This window comes from Lysinibacillus sp. RS10 (genome assembly GCF_041956855.1).
In the GTDB taxonomy this organism is placed as follows: Bacteria; Bacillota; Bacilli; order Bacillales_A; family Planococcaceae; genus Lysinibacillus; species Lysinibacillus xylanilyticus_A.
On record NZ_CP167122.1, the window covers coordinates 55,619 to 73,731 of the forward strand.

Sequence of the window (18,113 nt, forward strand, 5' to 3'; positions counted from 1 at the left end):
TTTTTAATGAAGAATAGATTTTAGTATTTTTGGTTGTATAAATATGCGAAAAAATGTTGGGTTGAGCCAAGGTGGATGTAGGCTTTACAATAGTCTTACAACTAAAAGGGGGTATGAAAAGATGAATAAATTAAATATTTCTATTATTGGTGTGCCTACTGATTATGGGCAAACACGTAGAGGAGTAGATATGGGACCAAGTGCTATCCGCTACGCAGGTGTTGTAGAACGCTTAGAGGCAATTGGTCATGATGTACATGATAAAGGGGATATACGTGTTAGTCAGAAACAAGAAGGTCCTATTGTCGATAAACAACTATTAAATTTAGAGGAAGTTATTGATGTAAGTACATCTTTAGCAAACAATGTAAATGAAGCACTGGAACAGAAGGAGTTTCCACTTGTATTTGGTGGTGATCATAGTATTGCTATTGGTACACTTGCAGGGCTTGGCGAGCATTACAAAAACTTAGGTGTTATCTGGTTTGATGCACATGCTGATTTAAACACTCCTGAAACGACACCGTCTGGTAATATACATGGTATGCCGTTAGCTGTTAGCATTGGGCTAGGTCATGAACGCTTAGTGCAAATTCGTAATTATGCGCCAAAAATTAAACCTGAAAACGTTATTATTATCGGGGCACGTTCTGTAGATCCAGGAGAGCGTGAATTGATTCGTCAACAAGGAATCAAGGTGTACTCAATGCATGAGATAGATCGTCTTGGTATGACGCGTGTAATAGAAGATGCTCTGGCCTATTTAAGAGAGCGCGATGTAGATGGTTTGCATTTATCACTCGATTTAGATGGGTTAGATCCACTTTATACGCCAGGAGTGGGGACACCTGTACCTGGTGGTATTACGTATCGAGAAAGTCATTTAGCGATGGAAATGATTCAGGAATCAGGTATGCTAACTTCTGCTGAATTTGTTGAGGTTAATCCAATTTTAGATGAAAAGAATAGAACAGCAGATGTTGCTGTTGCATTAATGGGTTCTTTATTTGGTGAAACACTAGTTTAAAGAAATTTAACAAAAATTTGCCTATTGCCACAATGTATAAAAATCTTTTGATATAATTAATAACAAAATGAAACTTTTCTTATAGATGGGTCGTATAGTATAAGACAGTTGTAAAGGTGGAGAAATCAACACAATGGATGCGTTCGTAAACAAGAAAATAAAACAAGTGCTTAAAGGCGATCAAAACGCATTTGCCGATATTGTGAGTCTCTATCAGCACAAACTGTACCAAGTATGCTATAGGATGTTAGCAAACAAGCAAGAATCTGAGGATATTGCACAGGAAGCGTTTGTTCGTGCCTATATGAACTTGCATACTTTTGATCAGAAAAGAAAATTTTCGACGTGGCTTTATCGTATAGCGACAAATCTCTGTATAGACCGCATCCGGAAGAAAAAGCCGGATTATTATTTAGATGCGGAAGTAGCTGGTACAGAAGGGCTTGATATGTATTCGCAAATCGCAGCAGATGATCAGCTACCAGAGGAACAGGTAGAGCAAATGGAATTACAAGATCGCATTCAATATGAGATTGGATGTTTGCCGGATAAATACCGTTCAGTTATAGTATTGAAATATATTGAAGAATTATCGTTGCAGGAAATTAGTGAGATTTTAGATATGCCTCTTGGAACGGTGAAAACGAGAATTCACCGCGGACGTGAAGCATTACGTAAGCAATTAAACAATCTGTAGGAGGGGAAGCGTCATGAATACTTGTCCAGAGCATATTATAGACTATATGCATGATTATTTAGATGGTGACATTAGTCGTGAGCATGAGCAAGAGTTAAAACAACATTTGCATACATGCAGTGATTGTAAACAATTGATGCAGGAATTGAGTGAAACAATCGCTTTTGTGAAGAGTGCTTCCCATATTACAGCACCTCCGCATTTTGAAAAAGCTGTGATGGCTCGTTTACCGAAACCCAAAAGTCGTGTAGGCATACAAAAATGGATTCGCCGGCATCCGTTCTTTGTGGCAGCAGCAGTTTTTTGTTTATTCATGAGTGCAACTTTACTTGGTAATTTTATGGATGACCAGCATTTCTCCGTGACCAAACAACCAAACCTAGTTGTTGAAGGGCAGACGGTTATTGTGCCGGAGGGAGAAGTTGTAAAAGGCGACATTGTTGTTAAAAATGGTGATTTAATTGTTGAAGGGGAAGTGGATGGCAATGTCACAGTTATTAACGGACAGTATATGGCATCTTCAGCAGTTGTTTCAGGTAAAATAGAGGAAATTGACGAAGCATTCGAATGGCTCTGGTATACGATCAAAAATTCAGTAAAGGATGCCATAACATTCGAAGAGAACCAAGAAACTAAATAACACTCTATACGTCCTAAAAGATAGTGCACGTGAGAGGCTGAAAGGTCTACTCTTTTGAGTAGACTTTTTATTTGAAAAAAGTTACATTTGTTAAGGATGTGCTATACTAAAATGTGTATGTATTCGCAATGAAAAGTGGGGGATGCCACATGCAAATTATCGAACAATTCACAGATTTAACACCCGTGAATATTGTTATTAACTTCATAGATGTACTGCTTGTTTGGTACGTTGTTTATAAAATTTTAACCCTCATTAAAGGTACGAAGGCTGTCCAATTATTAAAAGGAATTTTCGTGATTATTATTGCGCGCATCGCTACTGATTATTTAGGGTTACAAACTTTAGGTTGGATGCTAAATCAAGTCATCGAGTTCGGTTTCTTGGCGATTATTATCATTTTCCAACCTGAAATAAGACGTGGTCTTGAACAAATTGGTCGAGGTAAGTTATTCCAACGTTCAACTAGTCAAGTGGAGGAAGAGCAAACCAGACTTATTGAGGCCATGAAGAAATCTGTTAGTTATATGGCCAAACGTCGTATTGGGGCGTTAATTTCTATTGAGAAGGAAACTGGTCTAAATGAATATATCGAAACAGGCATAGGTCTAAATGCTGAAATTTCATCAGAGTTACTGATCAACATTTTTATACCTAATACACCACTTCATGATGGAGCGGTTATTATGCAGAAAGATAAAGTAACGGCAGCAGGCTGTTATTTACCGCTTTCTGAAAGCCCGTTTATCTCAAAAGAGCTTGGGACACGCCACCGTGCTGCACTTGGCTTAAGTGAAGTGACAGATGCCATTACTATTGTCGTATCAGAGGAAACTGGTGCCATCAGTATTACACTGAATGGGAATCTACACCGAAATCTTTCTCTAGAGGAATTCGAAGGGCTGTTACGTAAGATGTGGTTCGGAGCAACACAAGAATCAAATGCAGCCTCTAAGTTGACTTGGAGGGGGAAAAAGAATGGATAAAATGATGGATAGCCCTTGGGTATTACGAATCATCGCATTAATTCTAGCTTGTTTGTTATTTTTCTCCGTTCGTACTGAATTATCTCCTTTAAGTAAAACAATAACAAGTGAGCAAACAACGGTAATTCGCGATGTACCAGTAGATGTTTTTTATGACGATAAGAACCTAATTGTTACAGGGATACCAAAGACCGTGGATGTTACAATAAAAGGACCGATGCCACTTGTTATACAAGCACAGACATCGAAGGATTTCTCCGTATTCGTAGATTTAAGTAAACTACTGATTGGTGAACACACCGTAGCGCTGAAGTACGAGAATATTTCTGATAAGTTGCAAGTTACATTAGACCCAGCGACTGTAAAGATAAGTATTGAGGAAAAGGTCACGCAGGAATTTCGTGTTGACCCTGAGATGAATAATCGTTTAATTGAACAAGGCTATATATTAGAAGGCATGACTGCTAATCCAGCTACGGTGTATGTTACAGGTCCCAAAAGTGTTATTGAAAACATTAGTTATGTAAAAGCTACTGTAACGGGTGAGAAAGGCATGAAAGAACCGTTCTCACAGGTAGCGACAGTTAAAGTACTCGATCGTGATTTAAATAAGTTAGATGTGAAGATTGAACCAGAAACTGTGAAGGTACAAGTAGATATTGGAGCATACAGCAGAGAGCTGCCCGTTGTGCTTAAAGAAGTAGGGAAAGTGGCGGACGGTATTATCGTCAACAAATTAACATTTAATCCTACAACGGTGAAAGTGTATGGTAGAAAATCTATCATAGATACTTTAACGGCCATACCAATAGAGGTGGATCTATCAAAAATTACAGAATCAAAAACTTATGAATTTGATGTAAAATTACCAGAAGGTGTCACAAGTGGTTCTGCTTCAAAAATTAAAGTGAAAGCAGATATTACCAAGGTAGAGCAGGAAAAAACAACGACTACAACAACGACTCCTGCACCTACACCTGATGCTAAGCCCGATACTAATCCTGATAGTAAGCCTGATGCTAAGCCTGATCCTAATCCTAATCCGTCGCCTCCTTCAGAGGAATCTAACGACCATTCTGAGGACAACACGACTACAGAGAAAACAGAAGATGTTGATTCTTAAACAATAACTGACTATAATTTTATTTTGATTCAGTAGAGATTTCGTTCTCTATCGGTAAGGGTATTCATTTTCGAATTTGAAACACTAACGAAAACGAGGTACTCAGGCTAAAATCAAAATACCCTATGCTAAATTAATCTGTGCTGACTAAAAAGTGTAACGCATTACAAGCCCAGATAAATTTGCATAGGGGCATAATTAATAGTTACCAGTAAATGAACGAAAATAGACTTTTCCAAAAGTAAGCAGATGAGCGGTCTAGTTGTCAGTGTAGACAAGCATGACCACCGTCTTGCATTGAAGGAGAGAATAATCAAAATGGGTAAATATTTTGGAACAGATGGCGTCCGTGGCGTCGCGAATAGTGAATTAACACCGGAATTTGCATTTAAGCTTGGTCGCGTAGGTGGCTATGTTTTAACAAAGGATGCAACTGATCGTCCAAAGGTTCTAATCGGTCGTGACACACGTATTTCAGGTGAAATGCTTGAAGGTGCACTTGTAGCGGGTCTTTTATCAATCGGCGTAGAGGTAATGCGTCTTGGTGTTATTTCTACACCAGGTGTGGCTTATCTTACTCGAATTATGAGCGCAGATGCAGGCGTCATGATTTCAGCTTCACATAACCCAGTTGCAGACAATGGTATTAAATTTTTCGGTCCTGATGGCTTTAAGCTAACAGATGCGCAAGAAGCCGAAATCGAAGCGATACTAGATGCACCAGAGGATACATTGCCACGTCCAATCGGAGCAGATTTAGGCTCTGTAAGCGACTACTTCGAGGGTGGACAAAAATATATTCAATACTTAAAACAAACAGTGGATGAAGAATTTGATGGTATCCATGTAGCATTAGACTGTGCGCATGGTGCTACGTCTTCACTAGCTACACACCTATTTGCAGATTTAGAAGCTGATATTTCAACGATGGGTGCCTCACCAACAGGTTTAAACATTAATGACGGTGTTGGCTCAACACATCCAGAGGGCTTAGCTAAATTCGTTACTGAAAAGGGTGCTCATGTTGGTCTAGCATTCGATGGCGATGGTGACCGTTTAATCGCAGTAGATGAAAAAGGTAATATTGTTGATGGTGACCAAATTATGTTCATCATTGGGAAGCACTTGAATACAGTTGGTCGTTTGAAAAAGCAAACAATTGTTTCGACGGTTATGAGTAATATGGGCTTCTACAAAGCTGTTGAAGATCATGATATGCAAAGTGTACAAACAGCTGTAGGTGATCGTTATGTCGTAGAAGAGATGCGTGCCAATGATTATAATTTAGGTGGCGAGCAATCTGGTCATATTGTTTTCCTAGACTTTAATACAACTGGTGACGGCTTATTAACAGGTATTCAGCTTGTCAACATCATGAAAGCTACAGGTAAAAAACTGTCAGAGCTTGCTTCTGAAATGAAAATTTTCCCACAGCGTTTAGTCAACGTACGTGTAACAGACAAGCATGCTGTGACGGAGAATGCAAAGGTTGCTGCAGTGATTGCTGAGGTAGAAGCAGAGATGGCTGGAAACGGTCGCGTTTTAGTGCGTCCTTCTGGTACAGAGCCACTTGTACGAGTAATGGTGGAAGCGGCTACAGAGGCAGACTGTGAACGTTACGTAGAGCGTATTGCAGATGTTGTCCGTGCTGAAATGGGCTTAACAGAATAAACAGTCTATAACTCGATTTCCTTAAACAAGGAGGTCGAGTTTTTTTTAGGTTCCATACTATTGGTTGGAGTATCTGTACAATTAAAGGCGGTTATTAACGCTCCGTTATTTTTGCTGAAAAACTAGGTGCAAGTTTTTGTTGTACTTCTACTAATGGGATGGATAGAACTTTTAATGAGATTGATAGCTCGTCGACGAATTGAATGGGGCATGTAGTAAAGAGTCGCAATAACAAGGATTGGTATCATATTTATGGCTCACCATCAACAGTTGTGGATGACATTTTTTTAAACATTTGCCCTGTATATTAGTTGATTGGAGTGAAGGCTGGGCGACTCCTTGGGGATCTGCGTCACAGATGAGACCCTGGAGCGAGCAACGCGAGTGAAGCGGCTCATCGGACGCCCCCAGGAAAGCGCCCAGTTGGAACGGAAATCAACCACACGTTATGGTGATGAGCTATATCTCTAATAGAATTTCCAGTTATTGTTTTATATCAGATGTTTGTCTACATTTTGTCACTAAAAAGAAGGGTAATTAGGTGTTTTTTATAACGAAAATTTGACGTACAGCATATGATTGAGTATGATAGTGAAGTTGAAGATGAGGTCCGACCTTATCATTTAACGAGCGCATCATAAGGAGGGAAGGAAGCGCAAAAGCGGAAAACAATTATAGCGCCTGAGCTGAAGAAATTGGACGAAAGTATCTTCAGCAGACGAGGTGGAGGTTTATCGAAAATTCGGCGGATGCCTCCCGATCGACATACCCGATTGTCACTTTTCATTTTGAAAGCATTTGAGTGATTGAATGTACAGAAAATGGAGAAGGTATAGTTAAAGCAATAGATAAATAGAGAACCTCTCGTATCGAATGATAACTCTTCAGACGGCTGAATGAGTGTTGATAATATGTATGTATTTGTATGTTTATTTTCTTTTAGCGGGTGTCCAAACACATGCTAAATCGGACGCAATTATGCCGAGGCAAAATGATAAATAAGCATAGCTTTTACGTTCATAAAAAAATTCGGTAGGCTGAGGTCAAATTTGTCATTGCGTCAAATTGACAATATCGGAGGACAAGAAATTTATGTGTGGAATTGTAGGATATATTGGTGAATCAGATGCAAAGGAAATTTTATTAAAAGGTTTAGAGAAACTAGAATACCGTGGTTATGACTCAGCAGGTATTGCAGTACGCAATGAAGAGGGTGTAACAGTCTTCAAAGAAAAAGGACGTATTGCAGATTTACGTGAAGCTGTAGACGAAGACGTTGCCGCTAAAGTAGGTATTGGTCATACACGTTGGGCAACTCACGGTGTACCGAACCGTTTAAACGCGCACCCTCACCAAAGTGTTTCAGGACGCTTTACGCTAGTACACAATGGTGTGATTGAAAACTATCATTTATTACAAAAAACTTATTTAAAAGGCATTCCGATGAAATCTGATACAGATACAGAGGTCATCGTGCAATTAGTAGAGTTATTTGTGAAAGAAGGTCTAAGCACGACTGAGGCGTTCCGCAAAACTTTATCTTTATTACACGGCTCTTATGCATTAGCTCTTTTAGATGCAGAATCAGCTGATACAATTTTCGTTGCGAAAAACAAATCTCCACTTTTAGTAGGTGTTGGTGAAGGCTTCAATGTTGTAGCTTCAGATGCGATGGCGATGCTACAAGTAACAGATCAATATGTGGAGCTACACGATAAAGAAGTCGTAATCGTACACAAAGCTGGCGTTGAAATTACGACATTAGACGGTACAGTAGTAGAGCGTGCACCATATACAGCAGAGCTTGATATGAGCGATATTGAAAAAGGTACTTACCCTCACTATATGCTAAAAGAAATGGATGAACAGCCAACAGTTATGCGTAAAATTATTCAAGCATACGAAGGCGAAAATGGCGAATTAACAATTGACGCTGATATTTTAGAAGCATTACGAGCAGCAGACCGTCTATACATTATTGCAGCCGGCACAAGCTATCACGCGGGCTTAATCGGTAAGCAATATTTCGAAAAAATGGCTGGTATTCCAGTGGAAGTTCATATTTCAAGTGAATTCGGCTACAATATGCCATTACTATCAGAAAAACCATTGTTCATCTTTATTACACAATCAGGTGAAACAGCAGATAGCCGTCAAGTACTGGTGAAAATTAAAGAGCTAGGCTACCCAACGTTAACAATCACAAACGTACCAGGCTCTACACTATCACGTGAAGCGGATCATACGCTTTTATTACATGCAGGCCCAGAAATTGCAGTAGCTTCAACAAAAGCGTATGTAGCACAAGTAGCTGTACTTGCTCTAGCAGCATATGTAACTGCGAAAGCTAATGGCAAAGGCTTAGAGTTCGATTTAAAACAAGAGCTTGCGATTGCAGCAAACGGTATCCAAACAATTATCGATTCAAAAGATGTCTTAGAGGATATCGCAGAGGACTACTTAAAGATCGCACGCAACGCATTCTTCATCGGCCGTAACATCGACTTCTATGTAAGCCTTGAAGGTGCCTTAAAGCTAAAAGAAATCTCTTACATCCAAGCAGAAGGTTTTGCAGGTGGCGAGCTAAAACACGGTACGATTGCCTTGATCGAAGAAGGTACACCAGTGTTTGCCCTTGTAACACAAGAAGCAGTAGCATTAAATATCCGTGGTAACGTCAAAGAGGTAGCTGCACGAGGAGCATACCCATGCATTATTGCAATGGCTGGCGTAGATGAAGATGGTGACCGTTTAGTAATCCCTCATGTGCATGAATTACTAACACCTCTTGTATCGGTAGTGCCATTACAATTAATTAGCTATTATGCTGCTTTACACCGCCGCTGTGATGTAGATAAACCACGTAACTTAGCTAAATCGGTAACTGTTGAGTAGTTGATTAGTTAGAGTTCGCTACTATTGTCCATACTCAACTCAAACGTGATGCGTACAACTTAGTCGTGATGTGAAAATTTGTGGAAAATATAAAAATAATTAGTTTAGATTTTTAAATAAAGTTGATTAAATTAATGATATTAACCTTTTATATGTGAGAACAAATCTAAAGAGCATGTTTTGAAAAAGATTGATCAAAACATGCTCTTATTTAGTGTGGTGGATATTACCATATTTGATAAGGTAACCTTCCGCTCCTTCAGCCTTGAGCTTAACATACATTACCGAACCTGATAATTATCCAATTAAGTCTATGATTGAACAAGGTCTTGGTGTGGTTTTGTAATATAGTTTGTTCGTTTAGAATAAAGATTGATAAATTGTAATAAAGTTTTTTTAAAACCATCTCACCTTTATAGATTTTAAAGATGAGATGGTTTTTTGTTGGAAATTTACATTAATATCACTCTAAAGATTGTGAAGAAGTGTACTTAAACTCCCATGAAAGAACTTAATCATCTTTCATTTTCTGTGATGAAGTGCTGTTTATTGCGCTTCATGGATGGCTAACGGAGCAGTTTAGTTGAAGAGTGTTGTTTAACTTGTTGTTCAACAAGTTGGCCATATTATTGAATAACAACCTTTAATGAAATGTTACCAACGACGCTTTGGTAACTTATTTAGAGGAATATCAGTAATGCGTGGAGAAATACACCTTATAAAACTACATTTATAAATTAATAATCTAGGAGTGAACTATAATGAAATTCGATAAAATGAATTATTCAATCCATACTGACAGATTGTATTTGAGACTTTTTGAAAAGAATGATGCTGAAACGGTTAAAGAACTTTGTAATAATATTAATATTTATAAAACTACGCTATACATACCGTATCCATATACTATCAATGATGCATTGGTATGGATGGAAAGCCATAAGAAAAATTTCGATGAAGACCGTTCGTATGAGTTTGCTATTACGGATAAAGAAAGCGGCAATTTATTAGGAGCCATTTCATTATCTAATAACAAAAAGTTTAATAATGGAGAAATTGCTTATTGGATTGGTGAAAAATATTGGGGCAGGGGTTATGGTACTGAAGCAGCAAAAGCATTAATTGATTTTGCATTTGAAGAAAAGAAATTACATAAGGTATTCGCACGTTATTTTAAGTCCAATCCAGCTTCAGGTAAAATAATGGAGAAAATCGGTATGAAACAAGAAGGTTTATTGAGAGAACAAGTAATAAAAGATGGGAAATATGAAGATTTATTTTATTTTGGAATAATTAATTCACAAGAAGACATCAAAGAACAAACAAATTAAATACGAACATTTCGGAATCTAAAAAAATATTTTCTTTAATTTCTTTATATCCTATTCAAATAACGTTCCAAAATAAAAGCTTGGTCACATTTCAAACAGCGACAAACACTGTTAAATCAGTGTTTGTCGCTGTTTTTATTAGAAAATAACACTCTGAGACGCTGCGAAAAATAATTTTAAAGAAGACTGTTCGATCCATTTGTTCTGAATAGCTGTAACATATAAATAGAATCTCAATGAAATGTTACCAAAGGACATCTTCGGGAACCATATAATTACAATTCATGTCTATATTAAAAAAACAGAAGTATAATGGAGGCATCATTATGTGGTTAATATTAGGTCTTATTGCAATAGTAGCAACTTTTATAAATCTTTATATGTATGGAACAGGCAAAGATTATAAATTGGCAATGGCAATGGGATTATCATTTACAGTATTGACACTCTGTGCAGAACATAGCCTTGTATCTGATTGGATAAAAGGTGAAGATTGGTCAGCTTTAAGAGAAGTACCTAATTTTGGAAGCGCATAGTGTTTTTTGACAATTGTTTCTATCTTACTAAATATAGCACCTATACTTTTAGAACTTAAAAATAAAAAATAATTACTTATTTGAATTTATAAGGATTTACAACGTTAATTTAAAAATGTTTCCAAATGTAAGATTGAAGTAACTTTTTAAAACTTCCAAAAACCACACTTTGGTAAATTTTTGGTGTCTAACAACTTTTATTAAGTGAAAACGTCTATGTAAGAAATAGTGAAAAAATCGAGGTGTTATTATGCGATTTTTGTTCAATAAGATTACACTTTTCAGCATAAGTTTTTTATCATTTTGTTTAATTGTAATTGGATTTATATTACAAATCGTCCTTATCCCTGTACAAGATATTAATTCTTTAAGTAGTAAAGAGCTATTGGATTTTCAAAAAGAGTATGCAATAAATTTCCCCTTAGGAACAGGACTACTCTATCTAGGTCTATTTCTGATGATTTCAGTCATAATTCTTATCATTATTAAATTAAAAAATAGGAAATATAACAAACAGAAATCAGGTGCTAATGAAAAATAAACTCTGATACTAAAGATGAAAGTAGGTACATTACATGAACACTATTCCTATCAAGTCTACTGGCATCGCTGCTGTATTATTAAAAGAAATAAATAACACATATCATGTTTTATTACTAAAAAGAACATCTCATAATTTAAATAATATTTGGTGCTATATAGGAGGCGGTATTGATGATGGAGAAACGGCAATAGAAGCTGTTTATAGAGAAATTGCAGAAGAAACAGGTATTACAGAACTCGTATTGTATTCCTCAAATCAATTTGACCAAATTTTCTCTCCACAAGAGAATTACATTTACATTGCACCTGTATTTGTAGGTTTTGTTCAAGAAGAACAATCTGTCGTTTTAAACGATGAACATAGTGAATATCAATGGATTCCTTTTGCAAAAGCAAAAGCGGTTGTAAGTTTACCTGGTAATGAAGAGGTTCTTCAATCTATCGAAAATAATTTTGTTAAGAAAAAACCTTTAAAATATTTAAAAGTTTAACTGCCTCAAGACAGTTGATGCAGTTAAGTCTGATGTATACAGTAACTATGAATACATCATACATATGAAAATAAATAACGTTCCCAAATGAAAGGTCTGTAACATTTCAAACAGCGACAAACACTGATTTAACAGTGCTTGTCGCTGTTTTTATTAGAAAATAACGCTCTGAGACGCTGCGAAAAATAATTTTAAAGAAGACTGTTCGATCGACTTGTTCTGAATGACGATAACATATAAAAGAATCTCAATGAATTTTAAAGCAAAGTGGATATTGTGAAGGTTTCACTTAAACTATTAGGCGGTTAACCTAAAGATATTATTGTGAAAAATAACAATATTAAGGATAATTATCATTGATCAACCAGAACTGGTTAGGTTAAAAGTATAAGGCAGAAATAAAATTGGAGGTAGGATAATGGATAAAAGTGGGATGTTTAAAGATTTTAATTTTAAATTAATAGTAATCGAAGCTATATTAGATAAAGAACCACTATTTTTAGAGGAATTAACAGACTTAAAAAATAAGTATATAAATAGTTTTGATTGGTATTCTGGAAATGGTCCAATTGTTGAAATCAGGGAATATTTAGAAGGGTTAACTTTGGAAGCAAGTGACTTGGAAAAAGTTAAGGACCTTTGCTTTGATGGAGGTAATGAAATTTATCATATCCTAAAGCCAGATTGGGATGGTGAGGATGATTTATTTGATGTAGTATCTGTTGAAGGTTTTCAGAATCTAAATAATCTAAAAACAGTAGATTATATTGCAATGTGTTATCCAAAAGTGTTAGAGCCATTTAAACAAGCTGGAATTGAAATTAAGTATTAATGAAGGTTATGATATTGCACTAGTGGGGTACGTTAGTTCAACAAGCTAAAGGCAGCAATCATAAATTATTATTTTGATATTCCACAATCGGGCGCGATTGTGGAGCATCTTTATTTTTATTAAATTTAAGATTATCTTAGTTCATTAAAGATTTATAAAGTATGCAAAATAAATCTAAATAACGTTCCCAAATCAAAGTGGAAACACATCAAAAAGCCACAAATGTTGTTAAATCAACGTTTCGTGGCTTTTTATTATGAACATTGTTTATACATCTTTTTATACATCTTTTTATACATGTGGCGCAAACGGTTGATGTAGCAGTATTTTTACTTGTTTGGTTTGTTCTTCACTTTGCATAAAATCCTGTATATTTCTGTAACGTTATACGCATAAATCTGACGGGACCCCATGTTGCGGAAAATATGATAATTAGAAAAAGTAAATTAGTTTAAACTAGTTTAAATTAGCTCATTTTTTTGAATCAGAATTATTAAGAGCCATAGGTAAATAAAACGAATCGTACAAACAAGAACAATCTCGTTGTTCCTTTATTGGTTCGTTTAAATCATCTTAGAATCAACGTTAGTTCGTTCTTTCGTTGGAACGTCCGCTAAAAGACTTGGAAGAAGGATTGTATTGAAAACGTATGGTTTCATATGGCGGATTGCTGAAAGAAATACATAAGCAATTGAACTTGGGTGACATCGAAGTTGGTGATTTGATACGGGTGGATGATGAGGATTCGGATGTTGAAGAAAAAGCGTATTCGATTGTTACCCAGTGGAACTGGAAGGCGCAAAATTATTTCATTTGTTAGGAGGAGCAATTGATATAATAAAAGAGGAACGAAAACATCCAAGTGAAATGGTCAATAAAGAATTGCTGGAAGCTTACAGTCACTATAACCGTATCTATCAGCGGTCGCCAGAAGAACAAGACTATATTGCTTTGTTGCGAAGAGAACTGTTAAACCGAATGGAAAAAGAGTAAAGGAGTAGCGAATGCTACTCCTTTACTCTTTTTAGAAATTACATATTTTTATTAAGATTTTTTTCCAATAATGAAACAATTAATAATAAAACGATAATAAAAACAAAGGGAATAGAATAAGGGATATTTGAAATAAAATCAGGGATATCAATTATTTTTAAAAAGGTTAGAAGCGAAAAAAAAGCCATTATGCCTAAAACTCCTGATAACATTAGTCTTATTTTTTTAAGCATAATTTATCGTTCCTTTCGTTAGTAGTTTCCGTTTGCTTTACCTACGCAATACATAATATCTGCTTCAAATACTAATGCAGCTCCTACAGCACATGGGACACAAAGTACTGCTGTAGCACAAGCAATTCCACAAACTACTGTAGTGTTTTATAAACCCAGCCTGGAACACCTTGATCATCTAAACAATTAAAAAATTTGGATGCCCAACTTGCAGCTTCTGCAGTATCAGGTTTTAAAAATGATAAGATTGAATCTGAATTTTTTTCTTTCTCTGGTGTAATCATAAAATCTTCTTTTGTTAATTGTACATTTTCTGATTTAGTTAATACTCCATCAGTATAGATTTCTATTTGTGAAGTATAATTTTTATCATCTGCTACAATTTTTCTTTCGTCATAATTAACAAGTTCTCCTTTGTTATCAAAGATAACTGTAAGGGCCGAAATGTTTAGCGTAGATTCTATGTTTTTGTATTCTATAGGCATATATAGCACATTATTCTCGCCATTTTGCTTTGATTGTATGTCTTTGAAATCTAGTTCACCATTTGACTGTAATTTAATAGTTCCTTGTTTAATTAATGTAAGTAATTCTTTCTTTAAATCGTTTGTTTTTTCTTCAGGCATTTCGGAATAATTTTTATTAAAATCTTTTTTTACTTTTTCCCTAGGTATGTTAATAACATATCATTAGTTATGAATATTAAGAAATCAAGTTTTGTTGATAATTGAACAAAAAATGAGAAAAGTCAGTAAATTATCTATTACTTCCGATAAATTTGTTTTAATTTTGCTTGTTTTTATAGTGTAATAAGTTACTATCTTTCACTTGATCAATATTTTGTGTTCATATCTACATGAAAATAGTTCCCAATTTAAATCATATTTTCCACCTTCTTTGATTTTTATCAATTTTTGTAATAAATAGAACAAAAATTGATAAGTTCAAAAAAATACTCATCGACAAAATTTTGGGTGACAAAATCGGCGATCTGTTTCTAAACGTAGCCGAAGTAATAAGCTATTATTGAAGATCGCTAGCCAGTTACGCCTAATCCTCCATGCAGTGTCATAGCTTCGCTTGTTATACGGGATCTAAGCCCCAACCAGCTTCAATCATGTTTCTACAAGTAGGGGGCGAACGGTTTAGTTGACGGGGTCAAGCCCCACGAGCAGTTACGTTCTACCTTGGCTACTGCTATAATAAAACCATATAAAAAATGGTCAACCAGAAATATCTGGCTGACCTTATAATACGAACGGAGTAGTATAGTAAAAGAAGGGATTAAATTTAAAGAAAGACAGGGGTTAGATACGATGATAAAAGGTTTTGGAGGAATATTTTGGAGAACTAAGAATCTGGATGTTGTGAAAAAATGGTACAGTGAAGTGCTGAAGATTGAAATGGGTGATTGGAATGGGACTGTGATTAAACCTCAATTAGGAAATGAGACTATCTTTTCTTTCTTTAGCGAGAATGACAGTTATTTTCCAACAGAACAACAAGTGATGTTAAATTTCCAAGTGCATGATCTAGACGAGACTATTAAGCATCTTGAACATATTGGTGTACCTCTTGTAAAGAAAAAAGAGGTTAGTGAATTTGGACAGTTTATTTGGATAAAAGATCCTGAAGGTCGACTGATCGAGCTTTGGGAGAAATAGCGGGTTGTAATCGTTAATTTAACTTCTTTCAGCAAGTGTTTTTTGTACCGAAAGCGTAGCGGAAATCAATCACATTTTATGGTGATGAATAAATTTATTGACAATTCTAATAATGGTGCTATGATAATTATCAAGATTTGCATAACAAAGAATTGTTGATAACAGTTTGGAGTATAAGAGTAAAAGCATTGAAGAGAACGAGTAGTTTTAACTTCAATCAACGTCTGTCCAAACATCCGCTGAAATATAGGAACTCAGTCTAAGAACGCCACGTCCTGTGGCAACGACTGAGTGACCAACATCATGTTGGCCTAAAGCTTCCGGCGGATGTCACGGAATCGGTAAGGAGTTCACAAAGGATGTTAGCCTAAAATCATCGCATCCATGCGATAACGGCTAACTGACCTGCATCGGTGCTGCTGCCGCTATGCTTTCGCGCAAAAAACATCTGCAGGTCTAAGCACAAAGCCGATTCCAGACGCAATTATGCCGAGGCATAATTGATTGAATACCTTACAGAAAGTAGCCGGATGCTGAGAGGCGCAAGGAAAGTTAAAATGAATACATCTTGGAGCTGCGTACCGAACTTTAGTAGGCTACGACGGGTTTGCATCCGTAATCAATGCAAAGGTATCGCAATTTTGCCGTACCTATTGAGAAGGGTTATGTAAATAACTCTTAAATTAAGGTGGTAACACGTTCATAAACGTCCTTTAGGTTAATTCCTAAAGGACGTTTTTTATCTTCATTTAGTAGGTGTCCTAATACCTACTAAATGAAGATAAAGCATCCGGACGCAATTACGCCAAGGCGAACTTGATTTTTGCTCTTATAGAACTTGCAATATTAATTCAATATTTAAGGAGTTGTATTGTATGTTTTTAAAACCAGAGGAACAATTAGAGATTATTCAAAAGGGTATAGACCAGATTGTGAATGAAGAAGAGTTATTAGCAAAATTGGAGCAATCTTTTAAGGAACAAAAGCCTTTAACGATTAAGCTTGGTTTAGATCCTTCTGCGCCAGATATTCATTTAGGGCATGCTGTTGTTCTACGGAAAATTAAACAAATGCAAGATTTAGGTCATCGAGTTGTCATTATTATTGGCGATTTTACAGGCCGTATAGGAGATCCAACAGGAAAAGCAAAAGGGCGCGTTGCACTAAGTGATGAAATTGTTAAGGAACATGCTAAAACATATTGTGAGCAAATTTTTAAAATTTTAGATGAAGAAAAAACAACTGTACGTTTTAATAGTGAGTGGTTATCAAAATTAACATTTGAAGAAGTCATTAAATTAGCTGCGACAACTTCTGTAGCGCGTATTTTAGAGCGGGATGATTTCCAGAAACGCTATAACAACCAAGTACCAATTGGCATTCATGAATTCTTCTACCCATTAATGCAAGCATATGATTCAGTTGAAATTTTAGCTGATATTGAATTAGGGGGTACCGATCAAACATTTAATATTTTAATGGGGCGTACATTACAAAAGCATTTAGGGCTCGAAAAACAAATTGCCATTTTCATGCCGTTATTAGAAGGATTAGATGGTGTTGAAAAAATGAGTAAAAGCCTAGGGAATTATATTGGAGTCAATGAAGCACCAGAAGTAATGTTCAAAAAAGTTATGGAAATACCTGATGCATTAATTATTAAATACTTTGAACTTGCAACAGATGAGCATCCTAGAGTGATTAAGGAAGTGGAAAATCGATTATTAAAAGGGGAAAATCCACGAGATATAAAACTAGAATTGGCAGAGATTATTACTACTTTATATTATGGTGAAGAAGCTGTGAAGGAAGCGAAACAATTTTTTGAAACAGCTTTTCAAAAGAAACAAATCCCTGATAACATTCCCTCAATGTTAATTGAAATAGGAAAAGAATCGGTGCTAGATATTATTCCAGCATTGATTGCAAAAAACTATATTAAAAGTAAAAGTGAATTTATGCGATTAATTAAACAAAATGGTGTTTCTTTAAATGGTGAAAAAATTACAGTAGATGACACTGACCAAATTTTAATGAATGGGGAGGTTTTACAAATAGGGAAGAAACGATTTATAAGATTTTTAAAATAAGGGGTAAGAAGAGTGGTCAACTTTCCGTTGCAACCACTCCATTTTTTTATGGAGATTTGAATTCGTTATTATAACTAGTAAACCTTATAAATCTCTCCTAAATATACCATTGACGATGATAATTAATATTGATATTATCTTTCAGTAATGATTATCATTATCAATTAAAAAAGGTGAATCCATTGAAAAAATCATGACAATTTTGCACTAGATACGATCTTAATAGTATCAGTTGCTAAACACCACGAAGGAATGGATGGAGATGTAATGATAATTCATAGGACTGAAAATGGAATGGAGATTAAGGCTGTTTATATACCCTTAAAGGAAAAGAGGGAAGATGACTGAGCTCGTCACGTTG

Annotated in this window: 16 protein-coding genes and 1 pseudogene; 15 read left to right on the forward strand and 2 right to left on the reverse strand. The window is 35.7% G+C overall.

The window, feature by feature from the left end; genetic code table 11:
• The first annotated feature begins 121 nt into the window (after window positions 1–121).
• From rocF to ACB089_RS00455, 13 genes and pseudogenes are all read left to right on the forward strand, one after another.
• Window positions 122–1,027, forward strand: coding sequence for an arginase (gene rocF / locus ACB089_RS00395; protein WP_374964658.1), 906 nt, complete (start codon window positions 122–124; stop codon window positions 1,025–1,027).
• A gap of 133 nt (window positions 1,028–1,160) precedes the next feature.
• Window positions 1,161–1,724 carry an RNA polymerase sigma factor SigW gene (gene sigW / locus ACB089_RS00400; RefSeq protein ID WP_068985087.1) on the forward strand — a complete coding sequence of 188 codons (564 nt, stop codon included), beginning with the start codon at window positions 1,161–1,163 and terminating at the stop codon, window positions 1,722–1,724.
• Window positions 1,725–1,737: 13 nt separating this feature from the next.
• Window positions 1,738–2,364, forward strand: a complete 627-nt coding sequence (locus tag ACB089_RS00405) for a zf-HC2 domain-containing protein (protein WP_374964660.1) — start codon at window positions 1,738–1,740, stop codon at window positions 2,362–2,364.
• A gap of 149 nt (window positions 2,365–2,513) precedes the next feature.
• Window positions 2,514–3,350 (forward strand): diadenylate cyclase CdaA, encoded by an 837-nt coding sequence (gene cdaA / locus ACB089_RS00410; RefSeq protein WP_374964661.1) that lies wholly within the window; start codon window positions 2,514–2,516, stop codon window positions 3,348–3,350.
• The gene (locus ACB089_RS00415) at window positions 3,343–4,473 is read left to right on the forward strand and encodes a YbbR-like domain-containing protein (protein WP_374964662.1); all 1,131 of its coding nucleotides are present in this window, start codon (window positions 3,343–3,345) and stop codon (window positions 4,471–4,473) included. The genes cdaA and ACB089_RS00415 overlap by 8 nt, the downstream gene beginning before the upstream one ends.
• 318 nt (window positions 4,474–4,791) lie before the next feature.
• Window positions 4,792–6,144, forward strand: a complete 1,353-nt coding sequence (glmM, locus tag ACB089_RS00420) for a phosphoglucosamine mutase (RefSeq protein ID WP_374964664.1) — start codon at window positions 4,792–4,794, stop codon at window positions 6,142–6,144.
• 1,092 nt (window positions 6,145–7,236) lie between these two features.
• Window positions 7,237–9,039, forward strand: a complete 1,803-nt coding sequence (glmS, locus tag ACB089_RS00425; protein WP_374964666.1) for a glutamine--fructose-6-phosphate transaminase (isomerizing) — start codon at window positions 7,237–7,239, stop codon at window positions 9,037–9,039.
• A 761-nt stretch (window positions 9,040–9,800) separates the two neighbouring features.
• Entirely contained in the window at window positions 9,801–10,370 is a 570-nt protein-coding gene (locus ACB089_RS00430) for a GNAT family N-acetyltransferase (RefSeq protein ID WP_374964667.1), read from the forward strand.
• A gap of 326 nt (window positions 10,371–10,696) precedes the next feature.
• Window positions 10,697–10,978, forward strand: a pseudogene (locus ACB089_RS00435) (hypothetical protein).
• 503 nt (window positions 10,979–11,481) lie between these two features.
• The gene (locus ACB089_RS00440; protein WP_374964669.1) at window positions 11,482–11,940 is read left to right on the forward strand and encodes an NUDIX pyrophosphatase; all 459 of its coding nucleotides are present in this window, start codon (window positions 11,482–11,484) and stop codon (window positions 11,938–11,940) included.
• Between the two features lie 418 nt (window positions 11,941–12,358).
• Entirely contained in the window at window positions 12,359–12,772 is a 414-nt protein-coding gene (locus tag ACB089_RS00445; protein WP_374964670.1) for a ybaK/ebsC family protein, read from the forward strand.
• A gap of 649 nt (window positions 12,773–13,421) precedes the next feature.
• A complete protein-coding gene (locus tag ACB089_RS00450; RefSeq protein WP_374964672.1) occupies window positions 13,422–13,592 on the forward strand; it encodes a protein rep in 171 nt (56 codons plus the stop codon).
• The gene (locus ACB089_RS00455) at window positions 13,556–13,765 is read left to right on the forward strand and encodes a hypothetical protein (RefSeq protein WP_374967664.1); all 210 of its coding nucleotides are present in this window, start codon (window positions 13,556–13,558) and stop codon (window positions 13,763–13,765) included. The genes ACB089_RS00450 and ACB089_RS00455 overlap by 37 nt, the downstream gene beginning before the upstream one ends.
• 38 nt (window positions 13,766–13,803) lie before the next feature.
• Here the strand turns inward: ACB089_RS00455 and ACB089_RS00460 are convergent, their stop codons facing one another.
• Window positions 13,804–13,998 carry a hypothetical protein gene (locus ACB089_RS00460; protein WP_374964673.1) on the reverse strand — a complete coding sequence of 65 codons (195 nt, stop codon included), beginning with the start codon at window positions 13,996–13,998 and terminating at the stop codon, window positions 13,804–13,806.
• A gap of 134 nt (window positions 13,999–14,132) precedes the next feature.
• Complete coding sequence (locus ACB089_RS00465; RefSeq protein WP_374964674.1) at window positions 14,133–14,624, reverse strand: hypothetical protein; 492 nt, start codon at window positions 14,622–14,624, stop codon at window positions 14,133–14,135.
• Window positions 14,625–15,314: 690 nt separating this feature from the next.
• Between ACB089_RS00465 and ACB089_RS00470 the strand changes: the two genes are divergently transcribed.
• Window positions 15,315–15,662 (forward strand): VOC family protein, encoded by a 348-nt coding sequence (locus ACB089_RS00470; RefSeq protein WP_374964676.1) that lies wholly within the window; start codon window positions 15,315–15,317, stop codon window positions 15,660–15,662.
• A gap of 875 nt (window positions 15,663–16,537) precedes the next feature.
• Window positions 16,538–17,752 carry a tyrosine--tRNA ligase gene (tyrS, locus tag ACB089_RS00475; protein WP_374964677.1) on the forward strand — a complete coding sequence of 405 codons (1,215 nt, stop codon included), beginning with the start codon at window positions 16,538–16,540 and terminating at the stop codon, window positions 17,750–17,752.
• Window positions 17,753–18,113 lie beyond the last annotated feature (361 nt).

What these genes read in the sequence shown, in the direction of transcription:
- ACB089_RS00405 (WP_374964660.1), top strand. Translation starts at nt 1,738, where the DNA reads ATGAATACTTGTCCAGAGCATATTATAGACTATATGCATGATTATTTA.
- ACB089_RS00470 (WP_374964676.1), top strand. Translation starts at nt 15,315, where the DNA reads ATGATAAAAGGTTTTGGAGGAATATTTTGGAGAACTAAGAATCTGGAT.
- ACB089_RS00445 (WP_374964670.1), top strand. Translation starts at nt 12,359, where the DNA reads ATGGATAAAAGTGGGATGTTTAAAGATTTTAATTTTAAATTAATAGTA.
- ACB089_RS00465 (WP_374964674.1), bottom strand. Translation starts at nt 14,624, where the DNA reads ATGCCTGAAGAAAAAACAAACGATTTAAAGAAAGAATTACTTACATTA.
- cdaA (WP_374964661.1), top strand. Translation starts at nt 2,514, where the DNA reads ATGCAAATTATCGAACAATTCACAGATTTAACACCCGTGAATATTGTT.
- glmS (WP_374964666.1), top strand. Translation starts at nt 7,237, where the DNA reads ATGTGTGGAATTGTAGGATATATTGGTGAATCAGATGCAAAGGAAATT.
- ACB089_RS00460 (WP_374964673.1), bottom strand. Translation starts at nt 13,998, where the DNA reads ATGCTTAAAAAAATAAGACTAATGTTATCAGGAGTTTTAGGCATAATG.
- ACB089_RS00440 (WP_374964669.1), top strand. Translation starts at nt 11,482, where the DNA reads ATGAACACTATTCCTATCAAGTCTACTGGCATCGCTGCTGTATTATTA.
- rocF (WP_374964658.1), top strand. Translation starts at nt 122, where the DNA reads ATGAATAAATTAAATATTTCTATTATTGGTGTGCCTACTGATTATGGG.
- ACB089_RS00450 (WP_374964672.1), top strand. Translation starts at nt 13,422, where the DNA reads ATGGTTTCATATGGCGGATTGCTGAAAGAAATACATAAGCAATTGAAC.
- ACB089_RS00415 (WP_374964662.1), top strand. Translation starts at nt 3,343, where the DNA reads ATGGATAAAATGATGGATAGCCCTTGGGTATTACGAATCATCGCATTA.
- sigW (WP_068985087.1), top strand. Translation starts at nt 1,161, where the DNA reads ATGGATGCGTTCGTAAACAAGAAAATAAAACAAGTGCTTAAAGGCGAT.
- glmM (WP_374964664.1), top strand. Translation starts at nt 4,792, where the DNA reads ATGGGTAAATATTTTGGAACAGATGGCGTCCGTGGCGTCGCGAATAGT.
- ACB089_RS00430 (WP_374964667.1), top strand. Translation starts at nt 9,801, where the DNA reads ATGAAATTCGATAAAATGAATTATTCAATCCATACTGACAGATTGTAT.
- tyrS (WP_374964677.1), top strand. Translation starts at nt 16,538, where the DNA reads ATGTTTTTAAAACCAGAGGAACAATTAGAGATTATTCAAAAGGGTATA.